The organism is Pontibacter burrus (assembly GCF_010686685.1).
Classification (GTDB): Bacteria; Bacteroidota; Bacteroidia; order Cytophagales; family Hymenobacteraceae; genus Pontibacter; species Pontibacter burrus.
Window position 1 is genome coordinate 52,695 of record NZ_JAAGWD010000008.1, and the last position, 18,249, is coordinate 70,943.

Annotated in this window: 18 protein-coding genes; 5 read left to right on the plus strand and 13 right to left on the minus strand. The window is 47.5% G+C overall.

Annotated features, from left to right (window positions below):
* Window positions 1–123: 123 nt before the first annotated feature.
* Entirely contained in the window at window positions 124–1,260 is a 1,137-nt protein-coding gene (locus tag GXP69_RS16195; protein ID WP_163916242.1) for a L,D-transpeptidase family protein, read from the plus strand.
* On the opposite strand, the gene GXP69_RS16200 is transcribed toward GXP69_RS16195, so the two are convergent.
* From GXP69_RS16200 to GXP69_RS16215, 4 genes are read right to left on the minus strand one after another with little or no spacing between them, the layout of a single operon-like run.
* Window positions 1,261–1,866: a TIGR04282 family arsenosugar biosynthesis glycosyltransferase gene (locus GXP69_RS16200; RefSeq protein WP_163916244.1), complete on the minus strand. Its 606-nt coding sequence runs from the start codon at window positions 1,864–1,866 to the stop codon at window positions 1,261–1,263.
* Complete coding sequence (locus GXP69_RS16205) at window positions 1,856–2,359, minus strand: rhodanese-like domain-containing protein (protein WP_163916246.1); 504 nt, start codon at window positions 2,357–2,359, stop codon at window positions 1,856–1,858. The genes GXP69_RS16200 and GXP69_RS16205 overlap by 11 nt, the downstream gene beginning before the upstream one ends.
* 14 nt (window positions 2,360–2,373) lie before the next feature.
* Entirely contained in the window at window positions 2,374–3,423 is a 1,050-nt protein-coding gene (gene arsS / locus GXP69_RS16210) for an arsenosugar biosynthesis radical SAM (seleno)protein ArsS (RefSeq protein WP_163916247.1), read from the minus strand.
* A gap of 2 nt (window positions 3,424–3,425) precedes the next feature.
* Window positions 3,426–3,761 carry an arsenosugar biosynthesis-associated peroxidase-like protein gene (locus GXP69_RS16215; RefSeq protein WP_163916249.1) on the minus strand — a complete coding sequence of 112 codons (336 nt, stop codon included), beginning with the start codon at window positions 3,759–3,761 and terminating at the stop codon, window positions 3,426–3,428.
* A 150-nt stretch (window positions 3,762–3,911) separates the two neighbouring features.
* Between GXP69_RS16215 and GXP69_RS16220 the strand changes: the two genes are divergently transcribed.
* On the plus strand, window positions 3,912–5,303 hold the full coding sequence (locus GXP69_RS16220) for an NAD-dependent succinate-semialdehyde dehydrogenase (protein ID WP_163916251.1): 1,392 nt from the start codon (window positions 3,912–3,914) through the stop codon (window positions 5,301–5,303).
* Between the two features lie 136 nt (window positions 5,304–5,439).
* Here the strand turns inward: GXP69_RS16220 and GXP69_RS16225 are convergent, their stop codons facing one another.
* From GXP69_RS16225 to GXP69_RS16240, 4 genes are all read right to left on the minus strand, one after another.
* A complete protein-coding gene (locus tag GXP69_RS16225; RefSeq protein WP_163916252.1) occupies window positions 5,440–6,204 on the minus strand; it encodes a YdcF family protein in 765 nt (254 codons plus the stop codon).
* Window positions 6,205–6,296: 92 nt separating this feature from the next.
* Window positions 6,297–6,518 carry a DUF2905 domain-containing protein gene (locus GXP69_RS16230; RefSeq protein WP_163916253.1) on the minus strand — a complete coding sequence of 74 codons (222 nt, stop codon included), beginning with the start codon at window positions 6,516–6,518 and terminating at the stop codon, window positions 6,297–6,299.
* Window positions 6,519–6,520: 2 nt separating this feature from the next.
* Window positions 6,521–7,129, minus strand: coding sequence for a hypothetical protein (locus GXP69_RS16235; protein ID WP_163916255.1), 609 nt, complete (start codon window positions 7,127–7,129; stop codon window positions 6,521–6,523).
* Complete coding sequence (locus GXP69_RS16240) at window positions 7,126–7,950, minus strand: metallophosphoesterase family protein (RefSeq protein WP_163916257.1); 825 nt, start codon at window positions 7,948–7,950, stop codon at window positions 7,126–7,128. The genes GXP69_RS16235 and GXP69_RS16240 overlap by 4 nt, the downstream gene beginning before the upstream one ends.
* Window positions 7,951–8,517: 567 nt before the next feature.
* Here GXP69_RS16240 and GXP69_RS16245 point away from each other — a divergent pair.
* Entirely contained in the window at window positions 8,518–10,965 is a 2,448-nt protein-coding gene (locus GXP69_RS16245) for a type IA DNA topoisomerase (protein ID WP_163916259.1), read from the plus strand.
* Between the two features lie 84 nt (window positions 10,966–11,049).
* Here GXP69_RS16245 and GXP69_RS16250 read toward each other — a convergent pair whose 3' ends face one another.
* Complete coding sequence (locus tag GXP69_RS16250; RefSeq protein ID WP_163916261.1) at window positions 11,050–11,445, minus strand: Ig-like domain-containing protein; 396 nt, start codon at window positions 11,443–11,445, stop codon at window positions 11,050–11,052.
* Window positions 11,446–11,924: 479 nt separating this feature from the next.
* Here GXP69_RS16250 and GXP69_RS16255 point away from each other — a divergent pair, with 479 nt between their 5' ends.
* Both GXP69_RS16255 and GXP69_RS16260 read left to right on the plus strand, forming a co-directional pair.
* The gene (locus GXP69_RS16255) at window positions 11,925–12,833 is read left to right on the plus strand and encodes an SWFGD domain-containing protein (RefSeq protein ID WP_163916263.1); all 909 of its coding nucleotides are present in this window, start codon (window positions 11,925–11,927) and stop codon (window positions 12,831–12,833) included.
* Window positions 12,834–13,043: 210 nt separating this feature from the next.
* The gene (locus GXP69_RS16260) at window positions 13,044–13,652 is read left to right on the plus strand and encodes a porin family protein (protein ID WP_163916264.1); all 609 of its coding nucleotides are present in this window, start codon (window positions 13,044–13,046) and stop codon (window positions 13,650–13,652) included.
* Between the two features lie 70 nt (window positions 13,653–13,722).
* On the opposite strand, the gene GXP69_RS16265 is transcribed toward GXP69_RS16260, so the two are convergent.
* The 4 genes from GXP69_RS16265 to GXP69_RS16280 all read right to left on the minus strand — a co-directional run bounded on the left by GXP69_RS16265 (window position 13,723) and on the right by GXP69_RS16280 (window position 18,213).
* On the minus strand, window positions 13,723–14,364 hold the full coding sequence (locus GXP69_RS16265; protein ID WP_163916266.1) for a carbonic anhydrase: 642 nt from the start codon (window positions 14,362–14,364) through the stop codon (window positions 13,723–13,725).
* 45 nt (window positions 14,365–14,409) lie between these two features.
* Complete coding sequence (locus tag GXP69_RS16270; RefSeq protein ID WP_163916268.1) at window positions 14,410–15,981, minus strand: SulP family inorganic anion transporter; 1,572 nt, start codon at window positions 15,979–15,981, stop codon at window positions 14,410–14,412.
* Between the two features lie 166 nt (window positions 15,982–16,147).
* Complete coding sequence (locus tag GXP69_RS16275; RefSeq protein WP_163916270.1) at window positions 16,148–17,533, minus strand: HAMP domain-containing sensor histidine kinase; 1,386 nt, start codon at window positions 17,531–17,533, stop codon at window positions 16,148–16,150.
* Entirely contained in the window at window positions 17,530–18,213 is a 684-nt protein-coding gene (locus tag GXP69_RS16280; protein ID WP_163916272.1) for a response regulator transcription factor, read from the minus strand. The genes GXP69_RS16275 and GXP69_RS16280 overlap by 4 nt, the downstream gene beginning before the upstream one ends.
* Window positions 18,214–18,249 lie beyond the last annotated feature (36 nt).

Sequence of the window (18,249 nt, forward strand, 5' to 3'; positions counted from 1 at the left end):
GTTATGAAAGTAAAATAAGTTGCTATGCGCTATAGTTACACCAAATTAAAGCTTTTAGGTTAAAACCATACAACAGCAGGTTTACTACGTACAGAAAAATACGGATACTTTTACACTTTTGTCATGATTTACCGTTGGCTGGTTGTGCTCCTGTTGTTGCTTCCGGCAAAGCTATTGGCACAGTTGCCCGAGCCGGGTTGGCTACAAAACGAGCGGCAGGCACAGCTCATGCAGCAGGCTATTGAACTATACAGTTGCATTGCCGATGTAAATCAGTGGTACACCCTGCCAACCGACCTGCAATTAAGCCCCGGCGACACCAACCAACATGTACCTAAACTGCAACACAACCTACTGCTAACCAAAGACCTGCAACCAGATCACGCGCTACCTACCACCATTTACGATACGCTTATAGTTAGTGCAACTATGAAGTTTCAGCAGCGCCATGGCCTGAAGCCCAGCGGATTAATCGGACCTAAAACGATAGCTGAGCTTAACGTACCACCTGCCCGACGCCTGCAGTTACTCCGGGATAACCTGCAACGCTGGATAACTACGATGTCCTGTACGCCAAAACCAGCTATAGTTATCAATATTCCGGCTTTTGAACTATATGTGGCAGATAGCAGCGAAGTATTGCTGCAAATGAAAGTGATCACAGGCAAACGGAAAACACCAACTTACCAGAATAAGACAGTACTCCAATCCATAGTCGTGAACCCGACCTGGAACCTGCCCCGCTCTATAGCTGTGAACGAGATCGTACCCATTCTGCGCCGTAACCCGAATTACCTGTACAAACGCAACATGCGTGTATACCTCGATGGCAGGCAGATTAACCCCTGGCGCGTGAACTGGAAAGAAGTGAACAGCAGCAACTATAGTTACCAGATAACCCAGCTACCCGGCCGGCAAAATGAGCTGGGCGGACTGAAATTTCTGTACGACAGCAAGGCCGACCAGTATATGCACGATACACCTAAGAAAGAGCTATTTAACTACTTTCCACGCGATTTCAGTCATGGGTGTATCCGGCTGGAGAAGCCTTATGAACTGGCCATGTACCTGTTGCAGCATCATAATAAAAATTCAGAAGCGAAAGCAAAAGAATTGCTTAGCACCTGGAAGCCCAACAACTACTTGCTCGTAAAAAAGACCATGCCTTTGTACATTATTTACCAAACCGCTTGGGTTGACCAATATGGGCTGGTGCAGTTCCGTGAAGATGTATATGGTTATGAAAAGCTGAATCTATAGTTACTCTTCATCTGCTTTCCAGTCAAAATCCACGTCTTCCAGGTGATCCACGTCTGACAGCTCTGGCAGTAGTTTGTGGGATAGATGAAGGCGTTCTACATCGTAAATAGTGGCGGGTAATACTTCCGATGTGCTCCACTGTTTGTCCCGGAAAAGCTCTGGGTAAAGTTTGTTCATGCCCAGCAGGTAATAGCCGCCATCCAGCGCCGGGCCTAACACTACTTCGTGGGTTCGCAGGGCATCAAAAGCCTGTTCTATAATTTCCTGGGTAAGCTGTTTGCAATCGCTGCCGATGATCACTACCGAACTATAGCCAGCGGCAAAAGCAGCCTCAAAAGCAGCCTGCATCTTCTGGCCCAGGTCACCTTCCGATTGCAAGTGGTGTTGGTAGAGCTGTTTCGGCCACATACCGTCATCCACAATGTTATCAGCAAAGTATACGGCTTTATCTGCAGTTAACTTTTCGGTTATCTGGCGGGTATGCTGCAGCAGGTGGATGTAAATTTCAAGCGCTACTTCAGGGCCAACCGCTTCGGCGAGGCGGGTTTTAACTTTGCCCAGCTCCGGCGCTCGCACAAACAGCAACAACAGGTTTTTATGGTTCATACACTTTCTCTCCTTCCGTTAGCCAGAATCCCCAGAAGCTGGAGTATGGATGTACGTGGTCTGTCTGGCCTTTGGCATCATACACAGGTAAGCCCTTGTTCATCCAGTTAAACAAACCGCCCTGCAGGTGTTGTACATCCGTATAGCCTAGTTCCTGCAGCTTCACGCCCACATTTCCGCTTCTGGCTCCAACCGCGCAGTAAAGCACCACCCTTGCATATTTGGGGATATCAGCTAGGTCTCCCATTTTGGCGGTGTTATAGTTCACAAACTGGGCTCCCTGCAAATGGCTTATCTGGTACTCTTCCGGGGTACGAATATCCAGCAACACATAGGGCTGCTCCAGGTCTTGCAATTCTTCTGGCGCTATAGTTGGCACTGCCTGGTTCGAGACCATGCCGGTGAGCAAACTATAGGTGAAATGTTTTCCGGTATCAGTAAAAAATATGGCAGCAGCTATAAGGGCTACTAAAATGAGTATGCGTTTTGTCATATGGTAAATTCGCGTTAAGACACTGTCTGGCCGCCGCAACTCGAACCGGCTCCTGCCGTGCAACCATAGCAATGCTGGTTCAGCACAATACTGCGGTTATTCAGGACCTGTAGGTCAAAATCGCGGATGTGTTGCGGCGCAGTTGGTGCTACGCGAAGTTCAAGCATCTGGTTAAAGTCGCAGTCGTACAAAAAGCCATCCCACCCCACCGAAATGGTGTTGCGGCACATCACGTTGGCAGCTGCAGACGGGTTAAAGGCATCCACCAGCTTCTGCATATAGCTCTCATAGTTACCACTTTGCAGCAAATATTCCAGGTAACGACTTATGGGCAGATTGGTAATGCAGAACAGGTTATTAAAATCAATCCCAAATCCGGCTTTCAAGCGGCGTTTAAATTCGGCTTCCAGAGTTTGCTGCGCTGCCGGCAAAAAAGCTCCGGATGGATTATAGACCAGATCCAGCGTTAAACCTGATCCTTCACGTCCATAACCTACTTCATTCAGCATTTGCAGCGCTTTTACAGATTTCTCAAACACACCTTCGCCACGCTGCGCATCGGTACGGCTGGCAGCAAAATAAGGCAACGACGATACCACCTGTACCTTGAGCTGCTTGTAGAACTCCGGCAAATCGTGATATTTCGGGTTCGCCAAAATAATGGTCAGGTTGCAGCGAACTATAGTTTGCTTGCCCAGCTTCGAGAGCTCTTCCACAAACCATCGGAAATCCGGGTTCATTTCTGGTGCGCCACCGGTAATGTCAACTATAGTTAGCTCAGGGTTCCGAGCCAGCGCATCCAGGCACAGCTGCATGGTTTCTCGGGTCATAATCTCTCGGCGGTCCGGGCCGGCATCAACATGGCAGTGGCGGCAGGTCTGGTTGCACATTTTACCCACATTTACCTGCAGTATAGTTGCACCGGTAGGTTTGAGCGGCAATAGGTTGTGCTGCGCTAGTTTCTCAGCAAATGCCGGAAACTGTGCCCCCTGCTGCAGCACTGTCAGCTGAAAACCGGCGTCTGCCAGCTCGTGGTATTGTTTTTTAAGCGAAGTTACCGCCATGCTTACATGGTAAGTTCTTTGATTTTGTTCATCATTTGTACGCCATGTACCAGCGCTGCGCCCCCTTTTATAGCTGCCGCCACATGCACGGCTTCCATCATCTGGTTCTCGTCAGCCCCTTTCTCCAGGCAATCCGAAGTATAGGCATCAATGCAATACGGGCACTGCACCGCGTGCGACACCGCCAGCGCTATCAGGGCTTTTTCGCGGGCAGTCAGGGCGCCTTCCTTAAACACTTCGCCGTAATAATCGAAAAACTTGTTGCCCAGTTCCGGCTGCAGCTCGGTTATGTTGCCAAACTTTTTCAGGTCGGCGGGGTTATAATATGTCTTTTCCATGAGTATAATTGCGTATGATTAGTAAATGCTGAAACGGTGCCTTTTGTTATAGCAACAGTAAAGCTACACCCGTAAGCCCGGAATGTAAACTATAAATACGAAAAGCAGTATGGCCGCGCGCCATATATTCAAGATAAAATACCTGATCCTATGGCCATCCAAACTATGAATCCGGCCACCAACGAGGTGGTTAAAACATTTAAACCGCATACTACCGAAGAAGTTAACCAGAAAATAGAAGCCGCTGATAAAGGCTTCCAGAAATGGCGGCAGACGTCGTTTGAAGAGCGTTCTAAACTGATGCAGAAATGCGCCGATATTCTGGACAACGATGCCGAAAAGTATGGCCGCATTATCAGCCTGGAAATGGGAAAACCATTGAAGGATGGAATAGCTGAGGTAAGAAAATGTGCTACTGCCTGCCGCTATTATGCCGAAAATGCTGAGGATTTCTTGAAAGATGAGCTTGTAGAAACTAAAGCGGATAAGAGTTTAATTGCTTATCAGCCGCTGGGTGTCATCCTGGCTGTAATGCCCTGGAATTTCCCATTCTGGCAGGTTTTCCGGTTCCTGGCTCCTGCGCTGATGGCGGGCAATACCGGTTTGCTCAAACATGCATCTAATGTACCACAGTGTGCGCTGGCTATAGAAGAGATTGTGCGCAAAGCTGGCTTCCCCGAAGATGTGTTTTATACTTTGCTCATCGGTTCAAAAGAAGTGGATGCAGTCATTCAGCACCCGGCCGTGAAAGCCGTAACCTTAACCGGAAGCGAAGGCGCCGGTGCACACGTAGCAGCCACAGCTGGCAAAGAGATCAAGAAAACAGTGCTGGAGTTGGGTGGCTCTGACCCGTTTATAGTGCTGGATGATGCCGACCTGGAGCTGGCTTCTGAGAATGCGATGAAATCGAGGATGGTGAATACAGGCCAAAGCTGTATTGCTGCCAAGCGCTTTATAGTTGTGGCAACTATAGCCGATGCTTTCCTGGAAAAGATGAAAAAGAAAATGGCAGCCCTAAAAACCGGAGACCCACTGAAAGACGACTGCGACTACGGCCCGATGGCTCGCCCTGACCTGGCAGAAGAGCTGGAAGAGCAGGTGAAAAAATCAGTTGAGAAAGGTGCTGTAATAGTGCTGGATGGTGGCCAGGAGAAAAAAGGAAGTGCTTATTTTAAGCCGATGATCCTGAAAAATGTAAAACCCGGCATGCCTGCTTACGAGGAAGAAATGTTTGGCCCGGTAGCCGCTTTTATAGTTGCCAAAGACGAACAGGACGCTATCCGCATCGCCAACGATTCCCGCTTCGGCCTGGCCGGCTCCGTCTGGACGCAAGACCAGGAACGTGGCCTAAAAGTAGCCCGGCAGGTTGAATCCGGCGCAGTGTTTGTAAATGCCATGGTAGCTTCCACCCCGGAAATGCCTTTCGGCGGCATCAAAAAATCGGGCTATGGCCGCGAGCTTTCCTACATCGGAATCCGCGAATTTGTAAACCAGAAAAGCATCTGGATCGGCCCTAGCCCTAGCAACAAGCAGGGAGACTAGGAAGTTAGAAAGTTTGTAAGTTAGAAAGTTTAGAAGGTAGGGAATTAAATATCTTATTTGATTCTATGTTAATTTACATCAGTACTATATTTGTTGTATAACCACTTTTTAACTTACAAACTTTCTAACTTATACCTTAAAGGTATCCCATCAGCTTATAAATCATGTAACCCGCTATTTCGTGGATGAGCAGGTGCCAGTTGTTGAAGGCGGCAGCGCTTGGGATAATGGTTTCGTCAGGAGTCAGGTAGCGGGGACCGGAGTAGAAATCTGTGCTGTAAGGGTCTACGGAAATGCCTTGTTTGGCAAAGCAACCCAATGAGCGCCGCATATGAAAAGCCGAAGTCACCAGTAATTTCTTCTTCCATTCCGGATGCTGCTTTAACACTTGTGCAGAGTTCACAGCATTCTCGTGGGTGTTACGGCTGTTGCTTTCGGTTATAATATCTTCTTCGGCTACGGCTGCCATCAACAGCAGCTTTTCTATTTGCTCTGCTTCCGGAACAGCTGTCCCGATCACGCGCCCGTTACCCCCAGAAATCAGGAATTGCTTAACCTTGCCCATGCGGTATAGTTGCAGCGGGTGCAGAAAGCGGTCAGAGCCTTTATTGGTATGAATGCGGTCGTCAATATCTTCGCGGTAGCCGGTAACACCCGTTAAAATAATGGCTACATCATAGTCATCTACTTTGCTTACCGGAGTAGCAGCAATTTCCCAGGCCCGCCAGGCTTCGTTCTCTAAAAAAGGGTTCGAAAACACCAGCAAAATGCCCAACGCCAGCCACAGAAACAATTTTTTAAGCTTCGCTTTTTTAAGAAAGAGCGCTAGTGCAATAAACAGCAGCACCCACAAAAAAGGCATCAGCAGCAAGTGCAGCGTTTTGGAGAGGATAAAAAACATACGTAGCTAAAAGTAAGGCCTGCTGTGGCTTCGGAACTATAGTTTTGATGGCAAGATAGGAAACTATAGCAAAACCAGAAAACAGCTATAGTTTAGAAGAACTTCCGGAACAGCCACATCAGCAGCGATAACAGAATACTGAGCAGCAACATGGTTGTGAAAGGCGCGAAGATCTTCACGTTCTTTTTCTCCACCCGCACATCGCCGGGCAGGTTACCAAACCAGTTCAGCTTATCTCCGGCAAACCATACCAGCAGGCCTACCACCACCAGTATCACCCCAACTATAACTATATATTTCCCGATCGGCTGCATCTTTAAAAGCTTACTCTTGCGCCCAACGAAATGTTTACAATATCCCCGAATTTGATGGATTCATCATTAAACCAGGCTGTGGCTACCAGGTCGTAGGTACCCAATTCTCCGTAAAGACCGATCTTATCTATCAAACTGCTCTGCACGCCTTTGGTAACTGAGGCTCCTGCAAAACCCAGCACCCTGACCTTAGGCGACCACCAGTAATAGTTTTTCGGGTATTCATCGCCCCACTTCAGCGGATACTTGTCGTCAAAATAATAGCTCAACCCTAATCCAACCTGAAACGGAATTACTGTTATGTCGCGGCGGCGCTGTATTTTCCAGGGTTTGTAAGTGCCCTTCAACGTAAGCAGGTGCTCTGCTTCATCAGAATCAAACTTCGGCACAAAACCATACAGCAGGTCAGCAGAAAGGCGTTCTTTGGCAAAATCATAACCGGGGCCAATGGCAAACATCCCCATATTACCGGCAAACTGCAGCGTGGCAGCATCAGGTATATACCAGCGTTTTTGCTTAGTGGTATCAGCCGGTTGAGTTTGAGCGTTCAGATTTTCCGAAAAAAGTATAGCTATAGTTAGCGCTATACTTTTCAGTATGTAATTTCTCATTTAAACCCCAGCTCTCCTTCTATTTTCACCCGATCAAACGTCACACCAGTGTTGGTGGCGCGCATTATCACGTATTCCTTATCGGCAGCATCACCAATGTTCAGGTAGCGGGTACCGCCCTCCCGTAACTGGTAAGCATCAAAACTGTGTCCGTGGCCGTGTATGCTCATGCTCACTTTATATTTTTCCATCAGGTCGTGGTAACGCTGCAGCTTTTCAGGGCTGCCAAACGAGGCATCCGAAGCCGGAATATGCGACAGCACAAAAACCTGGTCGTACTCATCGCGGTCCTGTAGCTCTCGGTCCAGCCAGTCCAGGTCAGGGGCTTCCCCTTTAAATTCCCAGCCGTTCGTGTTAATGAAGATAAACTTGGAATGCCCTGCTGTGAAACTGAAGTCGTAAGGGCCATACATCTCTTTGTAGAGCTGTTTGCCGTTGTTCACCGCGTCGTGGTTGCCGATAACCGTTACCTGCGGAACCTTCAGTTTGCCTAATCGCTCGTTTATCAGCCTGAACTCTTTTAACAGGCCAAAATCAGTTATATCGCCGTTATGCAGCACAAACTGTACATCGTTCTGTTTATTCAGGTGCGCCACCATCGCTTCGGTATCTTTATAAAATCCCTGTGTATCCGAGATCAGGGCAAAGGTAATCTGCGAATTGCGCGGTATGTTCAGCTGCTGAATGCGTTCTATATTTTTCTGGTTTAGCTGACGTTCATCGTCTTTAAGCCTTATTTCGTAAGGGCTGTATTCAAATTTATCGCAGGCCGACAATGCCCAAACCGACAAGGCCAGTGCTGCAAGCGTAATCTTTTTCAAGTAGTTATATTTTGTAGTAGTGCATTGCATATGTAAGTACATCTATATTAGTATACCAACAGTGCAATTAATTGTTTAGCGCGTAGTAATATTTTTGAGCAAATAACTGCTCAGAGCAAGTACAATATTGTACAATTCGTGTTCCTTATTTCCCCATAGGCAATCTGGTTTATAGTTTGTTTGCAGCGCCTGCATTGCTATTCAGTTATTTAAAACTATAGTTTAGCTTATCTGCACCATCCGGTTAAGCAGCAAAACCGAAACTATAGTTTACCCTGAAGCTGTCTTCATAAAGTTCAAATTCGTGTGCTATATTTATGACTTGTAAACTATAGTTAGCTGTCAATAAGTTAGAGCAGCCACTGCCGCATATGTTACAATTAAAAAGAGTCGAAATTTTTATGTTGCGCCAAAAGCTATAGTTGAACCAGCTATAACGATACATAACACAGGCCTCCTGAACCCAGGCTTGTTTTAAAACGGGGCGCAAAGTTACAGAAAAGCTACGAACTAAGCTCCAAAAGCCTTAAATTTGAGTTCTGTTGATTCACTAAACCCTACAAGAGCTTGAAAGTTTGTATTGCTGAAAAACCGAGTGTAGCCCGCGAAATAGCCATGGTAATTGGTGCCAAAACCAAAAAAGACGGTTATTTTGAAGGCAACGGCTATCAGGTAACCTGGACCTTCGGGCACTTTTGTACCCTGCGTGAGCCCGACGACTATCGCCCTGAATGGAAGCGCTGGAGTTTATATGATCTGCCTATGCTCCCCGAGCAGTACGGCATAAAGCTGATGCAGGACAGTGGCGTGCAAAAACAGTTCAAGATCATTAAGCAGCTGCTCGATAAGGCTGAGGAAGTGATTAACTGCGGGGATGCAGGCCAGGAAGGGGAAGTAATCCAACGCTGGGTATTAACCGAAGCCAAATATAGAAAACCTTTCAAACGCCTCTGGATCTCGTCGCTCACAGAAGAGGCAATACGTCAGGGCTTTGCCAGACTACGCGAGGGCGCCGAGTTCGACTCGCTATACCAGGCCGGTAAAAGCCGTGCCATCGGTGACTGGTTGCTGGGCATGAACGCTACCCGACTTTTTACCTTAAAATACGCCAACGGTAGCCGCCAGACCTTATCTATAGGCCGTGTGCAGACACCAACGCTGGCCATGATTGTGAACCGCTACCACGAGATTGCCAACTTTGTGCCGCAACCATACTGGGAACTGAAAACCGTGTACCGCGAAGTAACTTTTGCCAGCACCAACGGCCGTTTCCAGAAGGAAGAAGACGCGCAGAAAATACTGGAAGCTATTAAGCAGGCTGAGCTGACGATAACCGATGTTGAGACCAAAAAGGGAACTGAAGCGCCGCGCAACCTGTTCGACCTGACCTCACTGCAAATTGAGTGCAACAACAAACTGGGCATGTCGGCTGATGAGACACTGAAGACCGTGCAAAGCCTTTACGAGAAAAAAGTTGTTTCCTATCCGAGAGTTGATACCACGTACCTGCCTGATGATATCTATCCGAAAATACCGGGCATTTTGCAGGGCCTGAGCAACTATAGCCAGGAAGTAGCGCCGCTGCTGCAAGAGAAAATACGCAAGACAAAAAAAGTATTCAACAACAATAAAGTTACCGATCACCACGCCATTATCCCGACCGGTGCCAATGCAGGCAGCATTTATGGCCGCGAAGCTGATGTATATGACATCATCACGCGCCGTTTTATAGCTGCTTTTTATCCGGATTGTATCGTGAGCAATACCACCGTTAATGCAGAATCAGCAGGCTATAGTTTCAGGGTGCGGGGCAAGCAGATACTGGAGCCCGGCTGGCGTGTGTTGTATGGTGCTGAAGACATAAAACCGGAAACCTCAGGTAAAGATGGCGAGGGCAAGGAAGAAGAAGCAACCGCTGGTGTGCTGCCCCACTTCGAGAAAGGCGAACATGGCCCGCACGAGCCGCTGCTGGAAACCAAAATGACCAATCCGCCTAAGGAGTATACCGAAGCGACGCTGCTGCGTGCGATGGAAACAGCCGGTAAACAGGTGGAAAACGAAGAGCTGAAAGATGCACTGAAGGAAAACGGCATTGGCCGGCCATCTACCCGTGCTGCCATCATCGAAACGCTCTACAAACGCCAGTACATCCGCAAAGAGAAAAAGAAGATCGTGCCGACGCAAATGGGCATCGACCTGATAGGCGTTATCAAAAACCAGACTTTGAAGTCGGCGGAGATGACGGGGCAGTGGGAGAAGAAACTACGCCAGATAGAAGCCGGTGAATTTAAAGCGGAAGCTTTTCTGCAGGAACTACAGGACTTTGTGGTTAGCCTGGTGCAGGAAGTGAAATACGATACCGCTACGGTAACGATAGAACCAACTATAGAGAAGGGTTCTACTGCTACAAAGAGCAGCAAAACAGTTAAACCAGCGAAGGCTGCTGCAGATAAGTCTGCTGCCCCAACGCAAGGCCTTGGCTCCTGCCCTGCCTGCCAGCAAGGCTACATTGTTAAAGGTTCTTCTGCTTACGGCTGCATCCGGTACAAAGAGGGTTGCAGGTTCCTGATTCCGATAGAGCAATACGGTAAATCGCTGACCGAGAAACAGGTAACTACACTGCTTACTAAGGGCAAGACACCAACTATAAAAGGCCTGACCGGCGCCGATGGCAATACCTTTGACGGCATACTGAAACTGAACGGACAGCAGTTACAGGTAGAGGTAGCCGCTAAAAAACCGGAAGCAGATCCGTTTGCGACCTGCCCGCGCTGCAAACAGGGCCGCCTGCTGAAAGGCAACACAGCTTATGGTTGCAGCCGTTTCCGGGAAGGTTGCCAGTTTAAAGTACCTTTTGAGCTGGGCGGCAAAACACTTACCGACAAGCAAATTGCAACGTTGCTAACAAAAGGTAAAACAGGCAAAATTAAAGGCTTTATCTCTCCTAAAACCGGAAATGCTTTTGAGGCTGCACTTGCCATTAATGAAAACTGGCAGGTAGTGTACCAGTTCTAAACTATAACATTTAATAAAAGCAGAAGCGCCACTATTATAGTGGCGCTTCTGCTTTTATAAGGTAAAGGGCTATTTGTTATCGTTTTATTTAACAGTGAAGCTTACTATCTGCTGCGCTACATTGGTTCTTCCGTCAGTTGCACGCACTATAAGCTGATAGCTTCCAGGCCTGATATCACTTACAGCAACTGTTGTATCAAACTCAAAAGCGGTTTTGTTCATTACTTTATTAAAAGAGAGGAGATCTGTTTCAGAACCACGCACCGTAAACTCCATGTTCTTTACTTCGTCCTTGTCGAAAGCCGAAAGGTAAATACGCAGCCCTTTTGCTTGCTGCACCGCCTGGTTGGCAGTTGGGTTAATAATGGTCAGGCTTGGTTTGGAACCATCTGGCTGCATACTTCCATCCTCAAAAATATCTTCGCAGCTTGTCAGGGTAAGGGCAGCAAGAAATGCCGCCAATGTTGTTTTCAATTTCATGGTACTATGGCTAAAAGTTAGCTCTAAAACTGGTTACAACTAAAAAATATAATTTTCTGGTTTTTAGCAGAACCTCAATTATTAAAGCGGCACAAGGTACAAAGCATTTTATTAAGTACAAGTGCGTTAACTAATTTTTGAGATAAAATCACGGCATAACACAGCTAATTATGAGCAAAATTTAAAACATCACAACACCCTGAGAAGCAATACACTAGAAAATACTGTTCTATTAGCAGGCCACCACATAATCACAAACTATATATACAATTAATACAATTGAGACCCACTAAATTAACGCTCCGAAAAGGCGAACTATATTTATATAAACACTATATATAGTACAATTATATACAATAAGAGGAGCTATTTCAGATAACTTAATACCTGTTGAACCGTAGAAAAAAACGTCGCGAAGTATAGCAAAGCGATGTGAATCAATTTAGTATAACATTAATTAACTGTTAACCCCAAAACCTATGAGAAGCTATGAAAACTCGGGTTACAACCCGTACAATGACAATTACAGAACCGAGAGCAGAGGCTCTGGAAGAAATTATAACTCCGATAACTTTTCGAACAGAGGCAGCAACTATGGCAGTAGCAGATCAAGCTCTGATTTTGGCTCTGGAAGAGATTATAGTTCAGGCTCAGGCTACGGCAGCGGTTCAACCTATGGTCGTTCAGCAGGCATGGGTGGCAACTATGGCTCATCGTCAGGTTATGGCTCATCCGGTTACGGTTCTACTTCGGGCTACGGCTCGTCTAACTATAACAGAAACACTGGCTCCCGCTACAGCAGCGACCGCGATAGCTGGGACCGTGCAGGCGACAGAATAGAAAACGCCTGGGATCGTACAAAAAACCGGGTGTCTAACGCCTGGGATCGCATGACAGACGACGATGAAAACCGCAACAGAGGTACCTACGGCTCTTCCTCAAGCTACAGTGGCCGCTACGGCTCAACCGGAAACTATGGGTCTTCTAACTATGGCGGCTCATCAAACTATGGATCTGGCTATGGCTCGTCTAACTACGGCAGCAGCGGTATGGGTTCATCAAACTATGGCCGTGGCACTTATGGCAGCAGCGGCATGGGATCATCAGGCTATAGTTCCGGAAGCTACGACCGCGACCGCTATACCAGTGATTACGACCGAGACCGCTACAGAGATGAAGACCGTGGCTTTTTTGACAGAGCCGGCGATGAGATAAAATCGTGGTTTGGCGACGAAGAAGCAGAGCGCCGCAGAAGAATGGACGAAATGCGCGACCGTGACAACGACTACGGTAACTACAGCAGCAGATCGTCTTCTAATTATAGCGGCACATACAGCGGACCTCCATATTCTTACGGTTCGTCATCAAGAAGAGACTACGAATGGTAGACCTACTTTAGCGTAGTTGTTTTATAACGGCTGCCATTAGTAGATTCTACATTGGACAGTGGATGAAACTCCACAAAAAATGCCTCGCTGGTTGCAGCGGGGCATTTTTATTTGCACATTTGCTGACTTTTTAGCCAGCTGCAATACGCTATTGGCAACAAACCACAACTACTTGACTATAACCACATTAAAGTTTACTGTTTATAAAAAATGAAGAGAGTTCTACTATTATTTTGCTTTTGCTCGCTGGCTTTTGCTGCTGTAGCCCAACAGGTAGGTATCAAAGGGGGAGCTACCTATGGTACCTTTTCTGGCGATGGTGCCAAAGACTACGATTACCGTTTAGGTTATGCTGGCGGTCTTTTCTTTCAGAAGTACATCAACGACATTATCGGCACCCAGGTAGAGATATTGTATACATCCCGCGGTGCTAAAAACGAGTTCCGAAGCGGCAGCAATACGATCGAAGACAGGTTCCGTTATAACTACATCGATGTTCCGGTAATGCTGCACGTTTCAGCTGGTGGTTTATTTTTCGATCTGGGCCCTCAGGCTTCTTTTTTAGTTAAAGCACATCAGATACGCGAAACTACTCCGGAATCAGGCAATACTGTTACAAGCAAAAAAACAGACGTAACGGATCATCCTTACCCTATTGACTTCGGTTATGCAGCCGGCATTGGTTACCGTGGTGCCAGCAACATAGGCCTGGAGCTGCGTTACACTGGTGGCCTGAAAGACATTGATGATGAAGGCCCGTTTGTTGGGCAGCAGCGCCGAAATTCAACTTTTTTTGTAATGCTGAGCTTTATGCTATAGTTGGCAAAACAAAAAAGCCCTGGCCATAAACCGGGGCTTTTTTATGCTCTATAGTATACTTTACGCTAACTTAAGCTGACTTTACCATCTCGTTGGTAACGCTGTAAATATGTTCGTAACGCTTAAATGAGTTCACATCCACTTTCAGATCACGGAGCAGGCCTTCTTTCAGATCGTATACCAAACCGTATAGTTTAGGTGGGTTTGCTGAGCGCATCGCATTCTGTATGATAGATGTTTTAGACAGGTTATGTACCTGCTCTATCACGTTTAGCTCTACCAGGCGACGCAGACGCTCTTCTTCGTTGTAAATGCTGAGCATCTCACGCTCATGCAGGCGCATCACATCTTTAATATTGCGTAGCCAGTTATCAATTAAACCAAACTGTTTGTTGCTGGCAGCCGCAGCCACGCCCCCGCAGCCATAGTGGCCAACTACCATAATCACCTTTACCTTCAGCACCTCTACGGCGTATTGGAGCACCGAAAGCAGGTTCATGTCGCTGTGCACCACCAGATTGGCAATGTTGCGGTGCACAAACATTTCGCCCGGGCCTGTACCGGTTATGGCTGAAGAAGGCACGCGGCTGTCGGAGCAACCAATAAAGAGGTAGCGCGGCTCCTGCCCCAGCGACAGTTTGTTGAAATATTCCGGATCTTCGGTCAGCTTATCGGCAACCCACTTTCTGTTGTTATCTAGTATCCGTTTCATGTTTATAGTTCTGATTTATGGTTTGAATTTTCCTGTTATTACTTTTTAGTGCACGTTCAGCGCCTGCACTTCCGGAACATCGAGTATCTCAACTGTTATGTTGCGTTCGTGCGCTGTCTGTTTAAATTCCTGAATAGCTTCCAGCACGTCATAATCTATGTAGGCAGAGTTTTCGCCGTCAATAATTACATGATGATTGTCAGGAAGGTGCTCCAGCGTCAGCACAATACTGGCCTTGTTCAGGAAAGACACGTGCTCGCTGAGCTTAATCCGGATGATATCCTTGTCTTTCTGCTCTTCTTTATGATAGAAATAAGGGGATTTATAGTTGGCTTTGAGGATGTAGAAGATACCTACAGCCAGGCCGATACAGATACCTACCAGCAGGTCGGTGAACAGAATGGCGAGGATGGTAACCAAGAATGGAATGAATTGCTCTGAACCGAGCTTAAACTGGGATTTGAAAAGTGTAGGTTTGGTAAGCTTAAAGCCTACTACCAGCAATACCGCCGCTAGTGCCGAAAGTGGGACCTGGTTCAGGAAGCCAGCCATAAACAGCACCGAGAGCAGCAGGAAAACACCATGTATAAAACTGGAAAGCTTGGTTTCGCCGCCCGCTACAATGTTGGCTGAGCTGCGAACTATAACTGCCGTCATCGGCAAACCACCCAGGATACCGCTCAGCATGTTGCCTACGCCCTGTGCCTTTAGTTCACGGTTGGTGGGCGTGCGTCGTTTGTGCGGGTCCAGTTTATCAACTGCCTCTACACTCAGCAGCGTTTCAAGGCTGGCAACTATAGCTATGGTAAAAGCTACCACATACACGGCCGGGTTAGTAAATGAGCTAAAGTCGGGAAGGCGCAGCTCGTTGCCCAGATCCTGTGCACTGGAAATAATGGGCAGGTTAACCAGATGGCTCGAAGTAATGGCGAGCTCGGGGTAATACGCTAAGAATATAGCGTTTATACCAACCGATGCTAGTACCACTACAAGAGCACCCGGCACAAACTTAAACAGCTTTACTTTTTTAAATGGTTTGGTATCCCATAGCAGAAGTATGGCCAGCGATACAAGCCCTACTATAAAGGCTCCGGTATTTATGCCTGAAAGTGCTTTTGTGATGCCTGAGAACGTATTGTTCCCATCAGCCTGCAGGAAGTAAAGACTACCAAAAAAATCATCGTCGGCACCTAAAAAATGTGGGATCTGCTTCAGGATAAGGATAAGGCCGATGGCAGCCAGCATACCGCGTATGACCGAAGAAGGAAAGTATAAGCCTATTACACCCGCTTTCAGGAAACCGAGCACTAACTGCAAAGCGCCTGCAAGCACTACAGCCAGCAAAAAGGCCTCGTAAGTCTGCAGTGTTTCGATACCATTCAGCACGATAACCGTAAGCCCTGCTGCCGGCCCGCTTACACTCAGCTGCGACCCGCTCAGCCACGATACCACCAATCCGCCAACTATACCAGTTATTAATCCTGCAAACAACGGTGCACCCGATGCCAGCGAAATACCGAGGCAAAGCGGCAGGGCAACCAAGAATACGACAAGGCCAGCCGGTAAATCCTTTGTGATGCTGGCAAACCCTGTGTTTTTTCTAACTCCTGTACTCATATTTTAATCTGTTCTGCTTTTAGTTCAGCAATTGCCCCACCCGCATACCACCAACCAGTATCAGCGGGCGGGAACAATCACTGATTTTCTCACCTATGGCCACAAAAGTAGATTTGCGGGATTAAGGCGATATTAAAACCAGATTAAAAGGAGATTAAAATTGAGATTAAGAGGGAATGAAACCGTAGGCCTGAGGCAGTGTAAGTATAACCTCTGTGCCCTGGTTGATGCGGGATTTAACTATAATACCGCCCTGGTGCAGCTTTAAAATGCGCTCTGTCAGCGGCAGTCCGATTCCGTGCCCTGTTATGCTTCGTACATTTTCTGCCCTGAAAAAAGGCACAAATACATGCCTCAGGTCATCTTCGGCAATACCCAAGCCGCGGTCCTGTACCTGCAGCTCCACGTCCGTTTTGGTAAGCACCATGCGCACCGAAGCACTTCTGCCAGACGGCGAGAATTTAATGGCATTCTCGATCACATTCACAATTGCAATCAGCAGCAAGGCTTCGTTGCCTTTTACTACCAGGCGGTTCTCATCTTCAGGCAGGTCGGCAAAGTCAATGTTTATCTGCGCTTCGGGTTGGCGCTTCCGTACCTGGTCGCGGGCCATCCAGACCAATTCATCAATGCGCAGTAAGTCTTTCGTTATTTTAGATGGGTCGATACTTGCCTGGGCGATCTGAAGTAAACCGTTGGAGAGCTCGGTCAGCAGGCGGGCATCGTCCAGGGTAGAGCTAAGTACACGCTGGTATTCTTCAGGTGTTCGGGGCTTCATCAGAGCCACTTCCAGCTCGCCCATCATGGTTGTTAAAGGTGTACGCAATTCATGCGAAGCACTCGACACAAAGGTGCTTTGCATTTCGAAAGCAAGCTCCAGGCGCTCCAGCAGCTTATTAAAGGTCTGAGCCAGATGCGAAAGCTCATCGGTACCTTCGGCGTTTGTAAGGCGCATGTGCAGGTCCGAGGCTGTAATTTTCTCTACCTCGCTCACTACTTTGGTAATAGGCCGCAAAGCGTCTTTGGCAAATGCCCAGCCTGCCACCAGCACAACCAGTAAAGACCCCAGAAACCCCACGATCAGAATTACTTTCAGATGCTGTAGTTTTTTTAAACTATAGGCATCTACAGACGAAGCCAGTACCACAAACTCGCCTTTAGGAGTATTGTACAAAATACCCACTACCTGCCTTACCCCCTGCTCGTAATGCTCTTCTTTTTTGTTCCGGATGGTTGTAAGTACTTCGGGTGTGATCAGCAGATCACCATTACCGCGAGCAAATACCAGCTTTCCGCCGGCATCATATATCCTCACGATCTCCTGTGGTAGCACCTGGTAAAAGCGACGCTCATTCAGTTTCCGGGTTTGCGGATTAGCCTGCTCATTTTCTAACGCATAGGTAGCTACCACTTTCGCCCGCTGCAGAATACGGGCGTAAAAATCTTCCTGACGGTAAATGGATGTAAAGTAGTAGATAACCAGCGAGAAGAGCGCCAAAATCAGGGCGAAAATACCGGCAAACTTTAACGTGAGGCGGGTCCGGATCTTCATACGTCCTGCTGCTCCTTTAGCACATACCCCATACCCACGAGCGTATGTATCAGTTTGTTTGGCTGGTCCTTATCAATCTTTTTGCGGAGAAAGTTGATGTAAACATCCACTACATTACTGCCCGTGTCAAATGACGTTTCCCAAACCTGCTCCAGAATATCTACCCTGGAAATCACTCTTTCTTTGTTGCGCAACAGGTAATGCAGCAAGGCAAACTCACGGGCAGTAAGATTAACAGACTTGCCTGCACGTACCACTGTTTTTTTGGCTACGTCCATTTCCAGATCGGCTAAGCCCAGCTTTTCTCCTGTAGAATTATCAGTGCCGCGCCTGGTAAGGGCACGTATGCGGGCCAGCAGTTCTTTGAACTCAAAAGGTTTGGTCAGGTAATCGTCGGCGCCGGCGTCGAGGCCGGTAATTTTGTCGTCGGTAGCGCCTAAGGCTGTTAGCATCAGTATAGGCACCTGCTGGTTATGCCTGCGTATTTCGCGGCACACATCCAGCCCGTTGCTGTTCGGCAGAATCACATCCAGTATAATCAGGTCGTGTTCCTGCTGCAATGCCAGTTTTACTCCAAAAGTGCCGTCGTAGGCCTGTTCCACATCATAGGTCTGCTCTTCGAGGCCTCTTTTGATAAAGGCAGCTACTTTAGGGTCGTCTTCAATCAGCAGTACTTTCATGCGGGCGTTGCATCTTATGGTCTTTTACTTCAACTT